The sequence below is a fragment of the Polaribacter pectinis genome, from assembly GCF_014352875.1.
Taxonomy (GTDB): domain Bacteria; phylum Bacteroidota; class Bacteroidia; order Flavobacteriales; family Flavobacteriaceae; genus Polaribacter; species Polaribacter pectinis.
On record NZ_CP060695.1, the window covers coordinates 2,703,157 to 2,719,790 of the forward strand.

General features: G+C 29.6%; 13 protein-coding genes. 8 read left to right on the plus strand and 5 right to left on the minus strand.

The window, feature by feature from the left end:
- Positions 1 to 5 precede the first annotated feature (5 nt).
- Positions 6 to 767, plus strand: coding sequence for a UDP-2,3-diacylglucosamine diphosphatase (locus H9W90_RS12100; protein WP_187481848.1), 762 nt, complete (start codon positions 6 to 8; stop codon positions 765 to 767).
- On the opposite strand, the gene H9W90_RS12105 is transcribed toward H9W90_RS12100, so the two are convergent.
- The 5 genes from H9W90_RS12105 to H9W90_RS12125 all read right to left on the minus strand — a co-directional run bounded on the left by H9W90_RS12105 (position 764) and on the right by H9W90_RS12125 (position 8,909).
- The gene (locus H9W90_RS12105) at positions 764 to 1,294 is read right to left on the minus strand and encodes a GNAT family N-acetyltransferase (protein ID WP_187481849.1); all 531 of its coding nucleotides are present in this window, start codon (positions 1,292 to 1,294) and stop codon (positions 764 to 766) included. The two genes, H9W90_RS12100 and H9W90_RS12105, sit on opposite strands and share 4 nt — an antisense overlap.
- Before the next feature lie 103 nt (positions 1,295 to 1,397).
- Positions 1,398 to 4,172: a TonB-dependent receptor gene (locus tag H9W90_RS12110; RefSeq protein WP_187481850.1), complete on the minus strand. Its 2,775-nt coding sequence runs from the start codon at positions 4,170 to 4,172 to the stop codon at positions 1,398 to 1,400.
- Positions 4,173 to 4,327: 155 nt separating this feature from the next.
- Positions 4,328 to 7,264 carry a TonB-dependent receptor gene (locus H9W90_RS12115; RefSeq protein WP_187481851.1) on the minus strand — a complete coding sequence of 979 codons (2,937 nt, stop codon included), beginning with the start codon at positions 7,262 to 7,264 and terminating at the stop codon, positions 4,328 to 4,330.
- Between the two features lie 20 nt (positions 7,265 to 7,284).
- On the minus strand, positions 7,285 to 8,274 hold the full coding sequence (locus H9W90_RS12120) for a FecR family protein (protein WP_187481852.1): 990 nt from the start codon (positions 8,272 to 8,274) through the stop codon (positions 7,285 to 7,287).
- 71 nt (positions 8,275 to 8,345) lie between these two features.
- Positions 8,346 to 8,909 carry an RNA polymerase sigma factor gene (locus H9W90_RS12125; protein WP_187481853.1) on the minus strand — a complete coding sequence of 188 codons (564 nt, stop codon included), beginning with the start codon at positions 8,907 to 8,909 and terminating at the stop codon, positions 8,346 to 8,348.
- Between the two features lie 139 nt (positions 8,910 to 9,048).
- On the opposite strand from H9W90_RS12125, the gene H9W90_RS12130 reads away from it, so the two are divergent.
- From H9W90_RS12130 to H9W90_RS12160, 7 genes are all read left to right on the plus strand, one after another.
- Positions 9,049 to 10,038 (plus strand): AAA family ATPase, encoded by a 990-nt coding sequence (locus H9W90_RS12130; RefSeq protein WP_187481854.1) that lies wholly within the window; start codon positions 9,049 to 9,051, stop codon positions 10,036 to 10,038.
- Positions 10,039 to 10,201: 163 nt separating this feature from the next.
- Positions 10,202 to 11,071, plus strand: a complete 870-nt coding sequence (locus H9W90_RS12135; RefSeq protein WP_187481855.1) for a DUF58 domain-containing protein — start codon at positions 10,202 to 10,204, stop codon at positions 11,069 to 11,071.
- Between the two features lie 6 nt (positions 11,072 to 11,077).
- Positions 11,078 to 11,995 carry a BatD family protein gene (locus tag H9W90_RS12140; RefSeq protein ID WP_187481856.1) on the plus strand — a complete coding sequence of 306 codons (918 nt, stop codon included), beginning with the start codon at positions 11,078 to 11,080 and terminating at the stop codon, positions 11,993 to 11,995.
- Positions 11,982 to 12,989: a vWA domain-containing protein gene (locus H9W90_RS12145; RefSeq protein ID WP_187483984.1), complete on the plus strand. Its 1,008-nt coding sequence runs from the start codon at positions 11,982 to 11,984 to the stop codon at positions 12,987 to 12,989. The genes H9W90_RS12140 and H9W90_RS12145 overlap by 14 nt, the downstream gene beginning before the upstream one ends.
- 1 nt (position 12,990) lies before the next feature.
- Positions 12,991 to 14,037 (plus strand): VWA domain-containing protein, encoded by a 1,047-nt coding sequence (locus H9W90_RS12150; RefSeq protein ID WP_187481857.1) that lies wholly within the window; start codon positions 12,991 to 12,993, stop codon positions 14,035 to 14,037.
- 1 nt (position 14,038) lies between these two features.
- Positions 14,039 to 14,848 (plus strand): tetratricopeptide repeat protein, encoded by an 810-nt coding sequence (locus H9W90_RS12155; protein WP_187481858.1) that lies wholly within the window; start codon positions 14,039 to 14,041, stop codon positions 14,846 to 14,848.
- 21 nt (positions 14,849 to 14,869) lie between these two features.
- Positions 14,870 to 16,633 (plus strand): BatD family protein, encoded by a 1,764-nt coding sequence (locus H9W90_RS12160; RefSeq protein ID WP_187481859.1) that lies wholly within the window; start codon positions 14,870 to 14,872, stop codon positions 16,631 to 16,633.
- The last annotated feature ends 1 nt before the right edge of the window (position 16,634 follow it).

A 16,634-nucleotide genomic window follows, 5' to 3' on the forward strand; every position in this document is an offset into this window, starting at 1 on the left:
TAGAAATGATAACAATTACAACTTCAGCAAATAAAAAAGCCTATTTTGCTTCAGACCAACATTTAGGTGCGCCAACCCAAGAAGCGAGTTTTCCTCGTGAAAAAAAGTTTGTTGCCTGGTTAGACGAAGTAAAAAAAGATGCTGAAGCAATTTTTATTTTAGGCGATTTATTTGATTTTTGGTTCGAATATAAAACCGTTGTTCCAAAAGGATTTGTTAGGGTTTTAGGAAAATTAGCTGAAATAAAAGACAGTGGAATTCCTATTTATTTCTTTGTAGGAAATCATGATTTATGGATGAATGATTATTTCGAAAAAGAATTAAATATTCCTGTATTTCATTCTCCTCAAGAGTTTATCATCAATAATAAAAAATTTCTTATTGGTCATGGAGATGGTTTAGGCCCTGGAGATAAAGGCTACAAAAGAATGAAAAAAGTCTTTACTTTTCCTTTATTCAAATGGATGTTTAGATGGCTACACCCAGATTTAGGCGTTAGATTAGGACAATATATGTCTGTTAAAAACAAATTGATTTCTGGTGATGAAGACGCAAAATATTTAGGTGACGAAAACGAATGGTTAGTACAATATTGTAAACAAAAACTAACAGAACAACAGTACGATTTCTTTGTTTTTGGACATAGGCATTTACCATTAGAAATTAAACTTCAAGAAAATTCAACGTATATAAATCTTGGCGATTGGATTCAGTATTTTACCTACGGAGAATTTGAAAAAGACACTTTTTCTTTAAAAAAATATTAGCATTTTAAAGATACAATTACCCAATTTTGCTTGTTAGAAACATAGGTTTTTAGATGTTTAAACCCAACTGATTTATGAGCATTTAAAGAACGTGTGTTTTCTGCATCTATTTCGGTTATTATACACTTATAATCTTTTGCAACCTCTTCTTTCATAAAATTGTACAAACTTCTAAAAACACCTTTTTTTCTGTGTTCTTTATCCACACATATTTGTCCCATAACAATATAGTTTTCATTAGAAATTATATTGTTTATTTCTAAAAACATTGGTTTTAAAACATCTATTTCTTCTGCAAAATCTTTTGTCATAGACATTGCGTAACCAACTACTTTGTTATTGAATTTAGCAATTGTATGAGGACAAACTTTATGCATCTTTTCTAGAACATCTAAAGTGTGTTGTACCGTTACAAAACCTTCTTTCTTCTTTTCATTTGAAGATAAATCATTAGGTAAGTTTTTACTTTGAAGCTCTAAAATCTGCTTCAATTCTATTATAGATTTGGTTCTTGTATAAGTAATCATAATTCTTATTTAATAAAGAAACAACTTTCTTAAAATTGAATTTAAAGATAAAAAAAAGTGCTACTTTTTCAAGTAGCACTTATCAACTCAAATAATTAGTTTATTAAAACTGATAGTTTAAAGATAAATTAAACATCGTTCCTAATTGACTAAAGTGGTAACCATCATACGTCATTTGAGAATAACGTTGATTGAATGTAATTAAATTAGATTGGTTTTGAACTTGAGCAGGGTTTGCTAATATAGCTGTACCCGCTGCATTTTCTGCTTTAAAGCTCCATTCTGGTAATACATTTAATAAGTTATTAATGTTTAATGCAAGTGTTAATTTTTCTGTAGCATTAAAGTTAATACCTAAATCTGTAACAATTTTAGGAGTAAATTCTGTTCTTAAATCTTTACTCATACCTTGTTGTTTAAATGTAGTTTTTCCAAAATAAGTGTTATTTAAAGAAAGACCGAATTTACCAACATCGTAAGTAGTTCCTAAAATCCATTTTGTTTTTGGTCTAGAAGTAAAGAATAAAGCTTCTTGTGTGTCATTTACAACAGATTGACCAGTTGCAGCAACAGAAGCTGGGTTTTTAACTTCCCCATCTCTTTCGTTCTTAATTGTATAGTTACCAGATAAATTAAAACCTAATGTTCCACTACCTGCTTCAATTTTATTATAACCAATTACAACATCTAAACCAGATGTTTTAGTATCTAAAGCGTTTACAAAGAAACTTAAATCTGATAAACCTGCAAAAGCTGGTAAATTCGGAGGAGTAATCTCTGTACTTAATACAATTCTATCTTCAACATTTATACTATAGTAATCTACAGTAAAACTTAAATTTCTATTTACTTTACCACCTAAACCAAGGGTAAAGTTAGTAGACGTTTCTTGCTTTAATTTTGGAATACCTAATAAACCTGCTTGAGAAGACACATTATTTACCAAACCACCAACTTGTATTCCTTGTCCAGGAACAAAACTATATTGTGCTTTTTGCGTATAAATTTGGTGTAATGTTGGTGCTCTAAACCCTGTAGATAAAGAACCTCTTAAAGTATATTTATCTGAAATTGTGTAAGCAGAACTTACTTTCCAAACAAATGCGTTACCGAAATCAGAATAGTTTTCAGATCTAATTGTTCCGTCTAAAGTTAAGTTATCTGTAGGACTCCAGTTTAAAGAAGCATAACCACCAAAATTGTAACGAGTAAATTCTCCTGAATTTTCTGGGCTATTTCCTGCAAAAGAATCTGCACCACCACCATCATAAGAACCTAATTCACCTTCAATAACCTCAAAAGTTTCATATCTAAACTCTGTACCAAAAGCGATACTTAAATCATCTGAAAGAATTTTAGAAACATCTAAATTTCCTACATTATGATAAAATCCTGTTCCTCCTGGATCAAAAGATTTCTTACTATTTTCTCTATACAATTGAGCACCTTCTGAAACTTCTCCTTGATCAATAACTCCATTATTATTTGCATCTACCCAAGTTGAAGGAGAGTATACAAAGTTTCTATTGTGAGAATTATTTACTTTGTAAGTTTGTGAGTTTCCACCAGTTGTAAAACTAGCATCTACATTCCAATCATTTATAACAGATTTAAAACCTATTGTAGCATTGTAATCATTTAAATCTCCTTCGAACGTTGGTACATAACCATCATAACCACCTGCATTAGTAGGATGGTTTCCTGGAAAAAAGTCTGCTAAATATGGAAAATCTCCAACAGTTCTCCAGTAAGGAGTTCTATAGTTCGCAAAACTATTTACTTTTTTATTGATAAAAGCTGCGTTAAAATAAAGATTCGTTTCATCACTTAAGCTGTAAGAACCATTTACTAAAAATTTAGCAGCAGCCGTTTCTGGTGATCCATTAATGTTACCAGCATCTGGTCTTCTAGATAAAAACTCTTGAACATCAGCAATATTTGCTCCAAAATCTGCAGCTTCTCCTTCAGCGTTCACTGTTCCTGGTCTGTTTGCAAGACTAGTTTTAGAAAAATCTAATGTATAATTGATAAATCCTTTATCGTCTCCAATAGCAGAACCATTGTTAACAGAAACACCAAACATTTCTCCATCACCTTCAGAAGTCATTCCTGTTCTTAAAGTTGCAGAACCTCCGTTTTTATTATCTTTTAAAATAATGTTTATTACGCCTGCAATTGCATCTGAGCCATACTGTGCAGAAGCTCCATCTCTTAAAACCTCAACAGATTTAATAGCATCTACTGGTATTCCAGAAATATCTGACCCTGTTTCACCTCTACCTGGAGATGTTTGCGTGTATAATAATGCAGATAAGTTTTTACGTTTTCCGTTGATTAAAATTAACGTTCTACTTGGCCCCATATTTCTAATTTCATACGGATCTAATAAAGAAGTTGCATCATTTACAGGTGTTTGAACCGTGTTAAATGAAGGAATCTTAAATTGTAAAGCTTTATCAAAAGTTGTTTGACCTGTAGAAACTAAATCTTTTGCAGATACAATATCTATTGGTAAAGGACTTTTAGTATTACTTCTTGCTGGAGCTCTAGAACCTGTAATAACTACTTCGTCTAAAGCATTATCTTCACTAACAGAAATTGTTAAATAAGAAGGTTGAGTTACTTTTACGTTTTTAGTTTTAAAACCCATAGAAGAAACTACTAGAGTTGTAGGTAAATTTTTAACTGTAATAGAAAATTCTCCATTATCGTCGGAAACTACACCATTAGATGTTCCTTTTTCAACTATATTCATATAAGGCAATCCTGCGCCTGATGAATCTGTTACTTTTCCTTTAATTGTTTGTGCAAGTAACCCTAGAGGCAGCATAAACATAAAAGTAATTGTACATAATCTTAATAAATACTTTTGTTTCATAAATAAATTATTAGTTAATAAAATTGTTTCAAAGCCCTTTCTTATCTATAAAGTTTGAACCCTTTTATTATATAAGACTAATAAAGAAAAAATATACCCTTAAAAATTAACTTTTTTTTAAGAAAAACAGTAAAAAGAAAATAAATCACTAATAATTAAAGTCTAAAATTCAATTTAGTGTAGTAAAATGAGCCATTTGTTCCCATTTGTGTAGCATCCCACAAACCACCACTATCAGTAAAACTATTTTGTTTTGTTGGATAGATGTTAAACAAGTTATTGGCACCTATTTGTAAATTAATAATTTTATTGAATTGATAGCTTAAATGTAAGTCTGTAGTTATTTTTGGTTGATAAATATCTGTTGCAGCAGATAATCTTTCTGCTTCAGAATTATTGAAATTAGTTATGTCTTGACCAATTTGCCAATCAATTAATTTAATTTCACTAAATCTAGTAAAATTTATGGACGTTTTTAGTTTTTTATATTCATAATTAATACCCAAATTAAATTTACTTTTTGGTGCAGATGCTAATAAAAACTGTTGTTCTCTCTCTCCGAAAAAAGCTTCTTTATCTAACAATTTATTATTAATATCTGTTATTTTCATATGATTGATGTTTCCAGAAAAATCAAATGACAACTCACCATTATTAAACTTTTTTCTCCAATTTAAAACCAAATCTACACCTGTGGTTTTGGTATTTACACCATTTGCAAAAAACTGTACATTATCTATTCCAGAGCCTAAACTTGAAGCATCAAAATTTCCGCTTAAAATAATTCTATCTTTAATAGAAACATAATACGAATCTATTGTTGCATTAAATGTTGAGCTCAATTTTGCTGTTAATCCTACACTAAAGTTTCTAGCTTTTTCTTCTTTTAATTTATCAATATTAAATCTTCTAGCAATTGGACTATTATTTGCAACCAAAAAAGACTCTGAAGGCGCACTTCCTATAAAGTTTGTAAACGTTAAATTATAATAACCTTGTGCCAATGACGGCGCTCTAAAACCAGTACTGTAAGAACTTCTTAAATTGATTTTTTTTGTAAGTTTATATCTAGATGCTAGCTTGTAATTTAATGTGCTTCCAAAATCGCTATAATACTCAAAACGCATTGCAGCACCTAACATTATTTTTTTTGAAAAATCTATTTCTGTATCTAAATAAACTCCAAAATTAGATCTATTTCTGTCTACTTCGTTAATGGGAGAATATCCAGGAAAACCTTGTGAGCCTCCAGGTCTAATTTCTCCATTATGCACTTTATAATCTGAATTTGGTGTTTTCGAATCTGCCAAATCTCCATTAATATCATAAGAAGCATAAGAAGCTTCTTCACCAGAAAATATTTTGTATTTATCTAATCTATATTCTAAACCTAAAGCCATATTAAAGCCATACGTTTCCTTTATAAAATATTTAGAAAAATCGATACTTGTTGTGTTTTGTATTAATTGATGTCCACCAGCATCAAACTCTGTAGGTGAATTTTCTTCTAGTGTAGCATTTAAAGTATTTTTAATAAAATAATGAAAATTATTTCTACCAAATGTATTGTTAATATCTACATTCCATTCTTTAAATTCTGTAATCATACCAATAGATAGAGAGTTATCTATAATATTTGAAGTAATTAATGGGTTAAATCCATTAGGGTAAATCTCAAGGACATTTCTTTCGCTATTTGGTGTTCTAGTAAACGCAAAAGACTCTGGATTTTTATAATTAAAACCTCCATTTGCATACAGTTTTATTTTTCTATTTACAGGAACTTCAGAATTAAAAAATAGACTCACATTTTTCATGGCAGCTTGCCCATATTTTTCTCTAGCGCTAGTTCCGTTTCTTAAAGTATTGTCAGATGATAAAGCTTCAATAGAAAAATTTATAAAACCTCCTTTGTTTATTTTAACTCCATAATTTAATCCTAATTTGTAAGTAAAACCATCTATTTTATTTGGAAAAACACTTTCACTATCTGCATTATTAAAACCAAAAGTAGAACTTACATTTAATTCGTCATCCGTATCTTTTAATACAATATTTAAGACTCCAGCAATTGCATCTGAACCATATTGTGCAGAAGCGCCATCTCTTAATAATTCTATTCTTTTAATGGCAGAAATAGGAATTGCATTTAAATCTGTACCAGAATTTCCCCTTCCTCTTGTTCCGTATAAATTTATTAATGATGCTTGGTGTCTTCTTTTTCCGTTAATTAAAACCAATGTTTGGTCTGGTCCTAAACCTCTTATTGTTGCAGGATCTATATGATCTGCGCCATCTGCACCAGATTGTTTTGTTGAGTTAAATGAAGGAATTACATACTGTAAAAACTGATTTACTTCAATTTGACTACTTTGTGTTGCTGATTTTTCTATATCTATAAAATCTATAGCTACTGGTGTATCATTAGCTACTCTATTTTTATTTCTAGAGCCAACAACCTTTACCTCATCTAATTCTTGACCAGATAATAAAGTAATTGTATTAAACTTATTTGGAAAAAGTTGTATCGTTTTAGAATTACATCCTAAAAAACTAATAGTAACTAAATTCTCTTTTTTAATTTCAAATTGAAAAGTTCCATCTGTATTTGTGGTGATTCCTGTTGACGAACCTTTCTCCTGTAAAGTTGCACCATTAAGAGGTTCGTTATCTGAACTTAAAACAATTCCTTTTACAAAAATTTTAGTTTCTTTAGAAGTAGAATCAACATCAATAAAAGTAGAAGAAATTGCTTTTTTATTTGATTGAATTGTTTTCTTTTTTGATTCTTTCTTAGGATAAATTACGTAGTAATTATTTCCTAAATCGTCATATAAAAAAGGTGTTAATTTTTCTAATAAAGAAATCGTTTTTTTTAAAGATAAATTTACGAAACCTTTATCCTGTATAAATTTATTGGAAAGTAAATTAGCACTATACGTAAAGAATATTTTATGTTCTGCACTAATTTTGTCTAATAAGGTTGCTAAAGGTATTGTATTTATTTTGTGCTCTTGAGCGGCTATTTGTTTAGGTGTAAAAATGACAAGAACAAGTACTATAAGTTTTATGAATACTAATTTTTGAAACATTTACAAATTTAAAGTTATACCTACTTTTTACTGATAACTAAACTATTATCCTTTTTAGTAATAATGACATCAACAGATTTTTCAATCGCTTTTAAGCAAATATCAATATTAGTAATAGGAACTGCTCCTGTAATTAAAGTATTTTTGCTTACTTCATCTTTAAAAACAATAGAGTATCCATAAGATTCTTCTATTTTTTCCATTGCTTTTTCCAAAGATAGGTTATCAAAAAGTAAAGAACCATCTTTCCAAGATGTTTTTATAGTAGGGTTGAAGATGTTTTTTTCTTCTAGAATTTTATTTTTATCGGCAGAATAAGAAATATAATTTCCAGGAATCATTTTTTTATCGCTCCCATTTTTTAGTTTTAGCCAAATATTTCCTTCTTCTAAAAATACATCTGTTTTTTGCTTTTTTGTATTTACGTTAAAAGAAGTCCCATAAACTTCAACTTCTAAATCGTTTGTTAAAACCCAAAATTTTGCGTTTGTAGCTTTCTTTTTATCAACCTGAAAAAATGCTTCGCCAGAAAGCCATACTTTTCTACTTTCATTTTTGTAGTAAGACAAACTAGAGTTTGAGTTTAGTGTAACATCACTTCCGTCTTGTAATTTAATATTAAGAATTTCACCATAATTGGTTTTATGAGTAATTTTTGTGTTTTTATTGATAAAATAAAACCCAACTGATACTAACAATAAAATAGAAGCAGCTGCACCAAATTGTTTTAAAAACCTTACTTTTCTTTTTGGTTTTGCCTTTCTATCTTTAATTTTAGATGCCAATTTACTCCATTCTAAAGCAACTTTTTCTTCACTAACAAAGTTTTTTTGAAAAGAAACTCCTAAAACAAGATCCTTCGCTTTATTTACTAATGCTAATTTTTCAGGATTATTTTCAATCCAAAATTCCCAAAAACTAATATCTGTACCGTTTTCTTGGTGTACCCAGTTTTTAAAAGAATCGTCTTCTAAAAAATCATTTATGTTCGTATACTCTCTCTTAATCATTGCAATAAATCTTACGCTTATTTGTATAAGCCTTTTTTCTTTTTTTTATACTCTAAATTTTATGTTAAAGCTTAATTAAATAATTTTATAATAGAAATTTCTTCTTTTAAATTTTTAATGGCTTTGTGAAGTGTATTCACTACACTTTGGTAATTAATATTCATTACTTCGGATATTTCTTTAGCTTTTAAGCCACTGTAATATTTTAAATAAATGGCTTCCTTCTGTCTGTTTGGCAACTTGTTTAAGACTTTAGACAAGTTTTTATTTTTAAATTCTTCGGTTTCTTGATTTGTTATTAATTCTTCTGGTGTAAACTTAATGTCTGTAATTGTTTCTTCAGAAAAATCTGTGTATTTTACTTTTTCATTTTTTTTCATCTCCTTTAACAAGAAACGTTTATAAGATGTAAAAAGATAGGGAGCAATCGTGTCTAAATCACTTAAATTTTCTCTATGTTCATAAATATATAAGAAAAAGTCCTGTAAAGTATCTTCTGTAAGGGCTTCATCTTTAGATATTTTTAATCCATAACCATGTAATTTCGGGTAATAACTTTCAAAAAGTACAGAAAACGCATTTAAATCTCCTTCTTTTAAAGATTTCCAAATAAATTTATCCGTTAATTTTTCCATGTACTATTTTAAGAGGTAAAATTTTTTATAAAAATAGAAAAAAATAACATAGTATCTTTAACCAACTTTTAACAAATATAAGTATGTTAAAATTGTAGCTTTGTTTTTCTAAAATTTTAACACATAATTCAATATACAAATGGATGTAGATGTAAGAGCTATTAACGAGAAAATCGAAAGAGAAAGTGCCTTTATAGATATTCTTACTTTAGAAATGAATAAAGTAATTGTTGGGCAAAAACAAATGATAGAAAGTTTGTTAATTGGTTTGCTTGGTAATGGACATATTCTTTTAGAAGGAGTACCAGGTTTGGCAAAAACTTTGGCAATTAATACGTTATCTAAAGCTGTACAAGGTAGCTTTAGTAGAGTGCAATTTACACCAGATTTATTACCTGCAGATGTTGTTGGTACCATGATTTACAACATGAAACAGAATAGTTTCGAAATTAAAAAAGGACCTATTTTTGCGAATTTTGTGTTAGCAGATGAGATAAACAGAGCGCCTGCAAAAGTACAATCTGCTTTATTAGAAGCAATGCAAGAACGACAAGTTACTATTGGGGATACTACTTTTAAATTAGATGAACCATTTTTAGTAATGGCAACTCAAAACCCTGTAGAACAAGAAGGAACTTACCCATTACCAGAAGCACAAGTAGATAGATTTATGTTGAAGGTAGTAATTGACTACCCTAGATTACAAGACGAGCAAATTATTATGCGTCAGAACTTAACTGGAGATTATTCCACAGTAAATCCAGTTATTTCTACAGACCAAATTATAAAAGCAAGAGAAGTTGTAAACGAAGTTTATATGGACGAGAAAATCGAAAAATATATTCTAGATATTATTTTTGCAACTCGTTATCCAGAAAAATACAACTTACCACAATTAAAAGATTTAATCAGTTTTGGAGCTTCACCTCGTGGAAGTATCAATTTAGCTAAAGCTGCAAAATGTTATGCTTTTATAAAACGAAGAGGTTATGTAATTCCAGAAGATGTTAGAGCTGTTGTTGGCGATGTTTTACGTCACAGAATAGGAATTACATACGAGGCAGAAGCAGAAAACGTAACTTCTGTAGACATTATTAATTCTATTATTAATGAAGTTGAAGTACCATAAAGGTCCCCTTTTATCCCCCAAAGGGGGAAATTGTGGAGGGAATCGAACTCTATAAAGTGGAAAAAACTATAAAAAAGTTGAATAAACTTTGGCAAAAAACAAAAGTAATTTAATAATCAATTGGTAAAAGTCCTTCCCTTTGGGAAGGATTTAGGATGGGCTCATGGATACTAAAGAAATACTTAAAAAAGTTCGTAAAATAGAGATTAAGACACGTCGTTTGTCTGATCATATTTTTGGAGGTGAATACCATTCATCATTCAAAGGACGTGGTATGACTTTTTCTGAAGTAAGACAATACCAATTTGGTGATGATGTTAGAGCCATAGACTGGAATGTTACAGCGCGTTACAACGAACCTTATATTAAAGTTTTTGAAGAAGAACGAGAATTAACAATGATGTTGTTAGTAGATGTTTCTGGTTCTGAAAACTTTGGAACATCCACACAATTTAAAAAAGATACCGTTACAGAAATTGCAGCAACATTGGCATTTTCTGCAACTCAAAATAATGATAAAGTTGGTTTAATTTTATTTTCTGATGATATAGAACTCTTTATTCCTCCGAAAAAAGGAAAAAGTCACGTTTTAAGAATCATTAGAGAATTAATAGAATTTAAACCGAAAAGTAAAAAAACAGATATTGCTGCTGCTTTAAAGTTTTTATCAAGCGTAATGAAGAAAAGAGCAATTGTTTTTATGTTGTCTGACTTTATGGATGATGATTATGAAAAAACATTAAAAATTGCGGCAAAAAAACACGATTTAACAGGTATAAGAATCTATGACAAACATGATGAGGAAATCCCTAATTTAGGAATGGTACCCATGTTAGATTCAGAAACTGGAAATGTTCAATTGGTAAATACAGCATCTAAATCTGTAAGAACAAGTTACAAAGCAAATGCATTACGTTTACAAGATTATTATACAAACATGTTTAAAAGAAGTGGCGCAGGAACTATCAACACAAGAGTTGATGAAAGTTACGTGAAAAAATTACTAGGTTATTTTAAACATAAAGGGAGATAAGTAAAAATGAAAAAATACATATTACATATTTTTCTATTAATTTCTGCTATCGGTTTTGCACAAAAACCAATGGTTAAAGCAGAAATAGACACCACAAATATTAGAATTGGTGAGCAATTCAACTTAAAAATTTCTGTTGATGAAACTCAAAATGTAATCCTTCCAAAATTAGTTTTAAAAGGGTTAGAAATTGTAGATTCAACAAATACAGATACCTTAAAGAATTCTTTAATTAGAAAATATATTTTAACGGGTTTCGATAGCGGTTCTTTTTATATTCCACAACAACAAATTTTTGTAAAAAACCAAGCTTACTTAACAGATTCTTTATTGGTAAATGTGGCTACTATTGCTGTTGATACTACTAAAGTGAAGAAATTTCCTATAAAATCTATTAAAAAAGAACCTTACACTTTTGATGATTTTAAAATTTACATATACATTCTTCTTACTGCATTAGCTATTATTGGATTTTGGATTTACTGGTTTGTTATCAGAAAAAGAAAAGAAGAACAAGAAGAACCAACTTACAGAACTTTGCCACCTTATGAAGAGGCAATTTATAGGTTGAATGAATTAGACGAAAAACTATTGTGGCAAAACAATAAAATAAAAGAATATTATTCTGAATTAACAGAAATAGTGCGTGGTTATATAGAACGTGAGCTAAAAGTACCAGCGCTAGAAAATACAACGGATGAAATTTTAGACATGATTAAAGATTTTAAACATGCGGATACCATTCAAACATCACAAGAAACAATAGACAAATTAAAAAGCTTGTTGAGAGAAGCAGATTTGGTAAAGTTTGCAAAATCGAAACCATTAGCTCTAGAAATAGAAGAAGATAGAAAAGACGCTCAAGATATTGTGAGTAATTTAAAACCTAAACCAATTGTAGAAAAAGATGATGAATTGGAATAATTTTGAGTTTCTAAATCCGGAGTTTCTGTGGCTATTAGTTTTAATTCCACTTTTTGCAGTTTGGCATTTCTTTATGCGCAAAAAAGACGCCGCAGTTTTAACAATGCCAAGTGTAAAAGGTTTTAAAGTTGAAGCATCAATTTTATCGAAATTAAAACCGCTTCTATATCTATTACGTTTACTTGCTTTAGCAGCAATAATTGTGGCTTTGGCAAGACCAAGAAATGTTTCTGTAAGTAAAAAAACGAAAACGAATAGAGGAATTGATATTGTTATGGCAATTGATGTTTCTGCAAGTATGCTTGCTAGAGATTTAAAACCAAATCGTTTAGAAGCATTAAAAAAAGTAGCAATAGATTTTGTAGACAGAAGACCAAATGATAGAATTGGGATTGTAGTTTATGCAGGAGAAAGCTTTACACAAACTCCAATTACAAGTGATAAAAGCATTATTAAAAGAACCATTTCTGAATTAAAATGGGGACAATTAGAAGGTGGAACAGCTATAGGGATGGGTTTAGGTTCTGCTGTAAATCGTTTAAAAGAAAGCACAGCAAAAAGTAAAGTTATTATTTTGCTAACAGATGGTGTAAATAACTCTGGAAACATAGACCCAAGAACAGCTACTGAATTAGCGAAAGAACTGAAAATTAAAACCTACACCATAGGAATTGGAACCAACGGAATGGCAGATTTTCCATGGAGTAAAGACCCAAGAACAGGAAAATTAAACTTTAGAAAACAACAAGTAGAAATTGACGAAGCTTTATTAAAAGATATTGCATCAGAAACAGAAGGAAAATATTTTAGAGCAACAGACAATACATCATTAAAAGAAATTTATGATGAAATTGATACGCTAGAAAAAACAAAAATAGAAGAATTCAAATATTACAATTACCAAGAAGAATATAGAATTTTTGTCTTTTTCGGATTGGGATTATTAATATTAGAATTCATTTTAAGAAACACATTATTTAAGAGTTTTATTTAAAATGTATAAAATAGAAGAGCCAATTTATTTTTATCTACTCGCAATTATTCCTGCAATAGTTGTTGTTTTTCTATTGGTTTTATGGTGGAAAAAAAGAACGCAACGTAAATTTTCTGATGCGAATTTACTTCAGAAATTAGCGCCGAATTCATCCACTTTTAAATCGGTACTAAAATTGATTATGTTATCAATTGGTATTGCCTTTTTAGTAATTTCTTTGGTAAACCCGAAAATGGGAACCAAATTAAAAACAGTAAAAAGAGAAGGTGTAGATGTTGTTTTTGCTTTAGATGTTTCTAAAAGTATGTTGGCAGAAGATATTGCGCCAAATCGTTTAGAAAAATCGAAACAAATTATCTCTAAAATTATTGATAAATTAGGTTCAGATAGAGTTGGTATTATTGTATATGCAGGTAATTCGTATCCACTTTTACCAATTACAACAGATCACGGAGCAGCAAATATGTTTTTGCAAAATGCGAATCCGGATATGGTTTCTAGCCAAGGAACAGCAATAAGTGAAGCTTTAGAATTGGCAAAAACCTATTATAATAATGATGAACAAACAAATCGTTTCTTAATTATTATTTCTGATGGAGAAGATCATCAAGAAGAAACAAAACAAGTTGCACAAAATTTAGCAAATGATGGTGTAAAAATTTATACAGTTGGTGTTGGTACAGAAAACGGTGGCCCAATTCCTGTTCGTTTAAATAACTCTATGATTGGCTATAAAAAAGACAATAAAGGAGAAACCGTAATTACCAAACGAAATTCCGAAGTTTTGCAAGGAATTGCTGATATTGCCGACGGAAAATATATAGATGGAAATATTACAGATAATCCTGTAAAAACCATTACAGAAATTATTGCTAATGCAGAAAAAAATGAATTTGAAACCAAACAGTTTTCAGATTATAAAGACCAGTTTCAATGGTTTTTGGCATTAGGTTTGCTATTCTTAATTATAGATATTTTCTTATTCGATAAGAAAACAAAATGGTTAAGAAAAGTTGATTTATTCAACGAAGAAAAAACGAAAAAATAACATGAAAAAAATTCAATATTTACTGATTATCTTTTTGATGCTATTTTCTTCCAAAGAAATTTTAGCTCAAAAAGATTCTATAGCTTTACAAAGAGAAGCTAGAAAAATGTTACGTCAAGGAAATGAGTTGTACCAGAAACAACAATTTACAGATGCTTCTGTAGCATATCAAAAAGCTTTGGGAAGTAACTCTAATTACGACAAAGCTGCCTATAATTTAGGAAATGCTTTGTATCAAAATAAAAATTACAAAGAAGCAATTCCACAATACGAATTAACCGCAAAAACTGCAACAGATAAGTTTACCAAGGCCGAAGCATACCATAATATTGGAAATGCAATGATGGAGTCTAAACAATATCAACCAGCTGTAGATGCTTATAAAAATGCTTTAAGAAACAATCCTAATGATGATGAAACTCGTTATAATTTAGCTGTTGCCCAAAAAATGGTAGACAAAGAAAATCAGCAAAACAAAGACGATAAAAACAAAGACAAAAAGGATAATAAAGACAAAAAAGACGACAAGGATAAAGGAAAAGACAAAGATAAAAAGGACGGAGAAGATAAAGATAAGAAAGACAATAAGGACAAAGATGGTGAAGGAGATAAGGACAAAGACAAAAATAAAGATCCTAAAAAGGACGACAAAAAAGATAAACAAAAACCAAAGCCACAACAGGGTAAAATGACACCTCAACAAATTAAGCAGTTGTTAGAAAGCTTAAACAATGAGGAGAAAAAAACCCAAAAGAAAATGAATGCTAAAAAAGCTAAAGGTAAAAAAGTAAAACAAGAAAAAGATTGGTAAGTTAAAAGCTCATAGAAGAAGATGAAGTTGAAATTTTACATATCATTATTTATTAGTTTGCTGTCACTTTCTGTGATTGCGCAAGAAGCAACCTTAACATCAAAAGTTAGTAAAAATAAATTAGGTTTAAATCAACGTTTACGAATAGAGTTTTCTGTTGATAAACAAGGTGGAGATAATTTTACGCCACCCAATTTTACTAATTTTAAAATTGTTGGTGGTCCAAGCCAATCTGTTAGTCAATCTTGGATTAACGGAAAAGTAAGCTTCTCTCAATCTTACACTTACATCATTCAACCAACAAGAAAAGGAGAACTAACAATTGGTGCAGCAAGTGTAGAATTTGGTGGAAAAACAATAAAGTCAGAACCTATAAAAATTATTGTTTTAGACGCTGTAGAGATTCCTAAAGACCCAAATGATCCTAATTATATTGCGCAACAAAATATTCATTTAGTAGCAGAAATATCTAAATCTAGACCTTATGTTGGCGAAGGAATTTATGTAGAGTATAGATTGTACGTAAGCGAAAACGTAAGTGTCTATAATTACGGAGTTACAGAAGCGCCAAAATATAACGGATTCTGGAATCAAGAAATTAAAATTAACGGACAATTACCTGTTAGAAAAGGAAAATATAATGGAGAAGATTATAGATATATAACACTTCAAAAAGCGTTATTAATACCAACAAAATCCGGAAAATTAGAAATAGATCCAATGAAAATGGATATTGTAATTGGTGTTCCTACAGGTAGAGCAGATTTTTTTGGGAATGTAATTACTAGAAATGTTACAAAAGAATTTTCTTCAGCTAAAAAAATAATAAGAGCAAAAGACCTTCCTTTAGAAGGAAAACCAGCAAACTTTATTGGAGCTGTTGGAGATTTTAATTTTGATGTAGCTTTAAGTAAAGGGGTTTTAAAAGCCAATGAATCTTCTCAAATTAAAGTAGAAATATCTGGAAAAGGAAATTTAAAATTATTTGAGTTGCCAGAAATTACAACTCCAGTAGAACTAGAAAAATATCAACCAGAAAGAAAAGAAAAAGTTAGAGTTGCTTCTAACGGAATTTCTGGTTCCGTTTCTGATTTATATACAATTGTACCTCAATATAAAGGAAAGTATAAAATACCTAATGTCTCTTTTTCTTATTTTAATCCAAAAGAAGAAAAATACAAGACAATTACTTCAGAAGATTTTTATGTAGATGTTATAGAAGGAAAAGAACTTGTTACGGTAGATACAAACTCTATAAAAAAACAAGATGTAGTTGTTACAGGTAAAAACTTTAGATACATTGCAACAAAAAGTAGTTTTACTACTACAGAAAATTCAGACTTTTTTAAATCGAACCTATTTTATGTGTTGTTATTACTGCCTTTAATTACAATTCCTATCGGAATTTTTATTGCCAAAAAGAACGAAGAAAGAAGTAATGATATTGTTGGAAACAGAACTAGAAAAGCCGAAAGATTAGCAAAAAAATATTTATCTGAAGCTCAAAAACAATTAGGTAAAAAAGAAGCTTTTTACGAAGCTTTAGAGCGTGCTTTACACAACTATTTAAAAGCAAAGTTAGGTGTAGAAACTGCAGATATTAGTAAAGAAAAAATTACTCAAATTTTAGAAAGTAAAAAAGTAGATAACACTACTATTCATCAATTTATTGAAGTATTAAAAAGTTCTGACTTTGCACGTTATACTCCTTTTACTGCAACACAAATGAAAGAAGAATTTGAGCGAGCAAAAGAAGTAATTGTTCAACTAGATAAACAGCTATAAA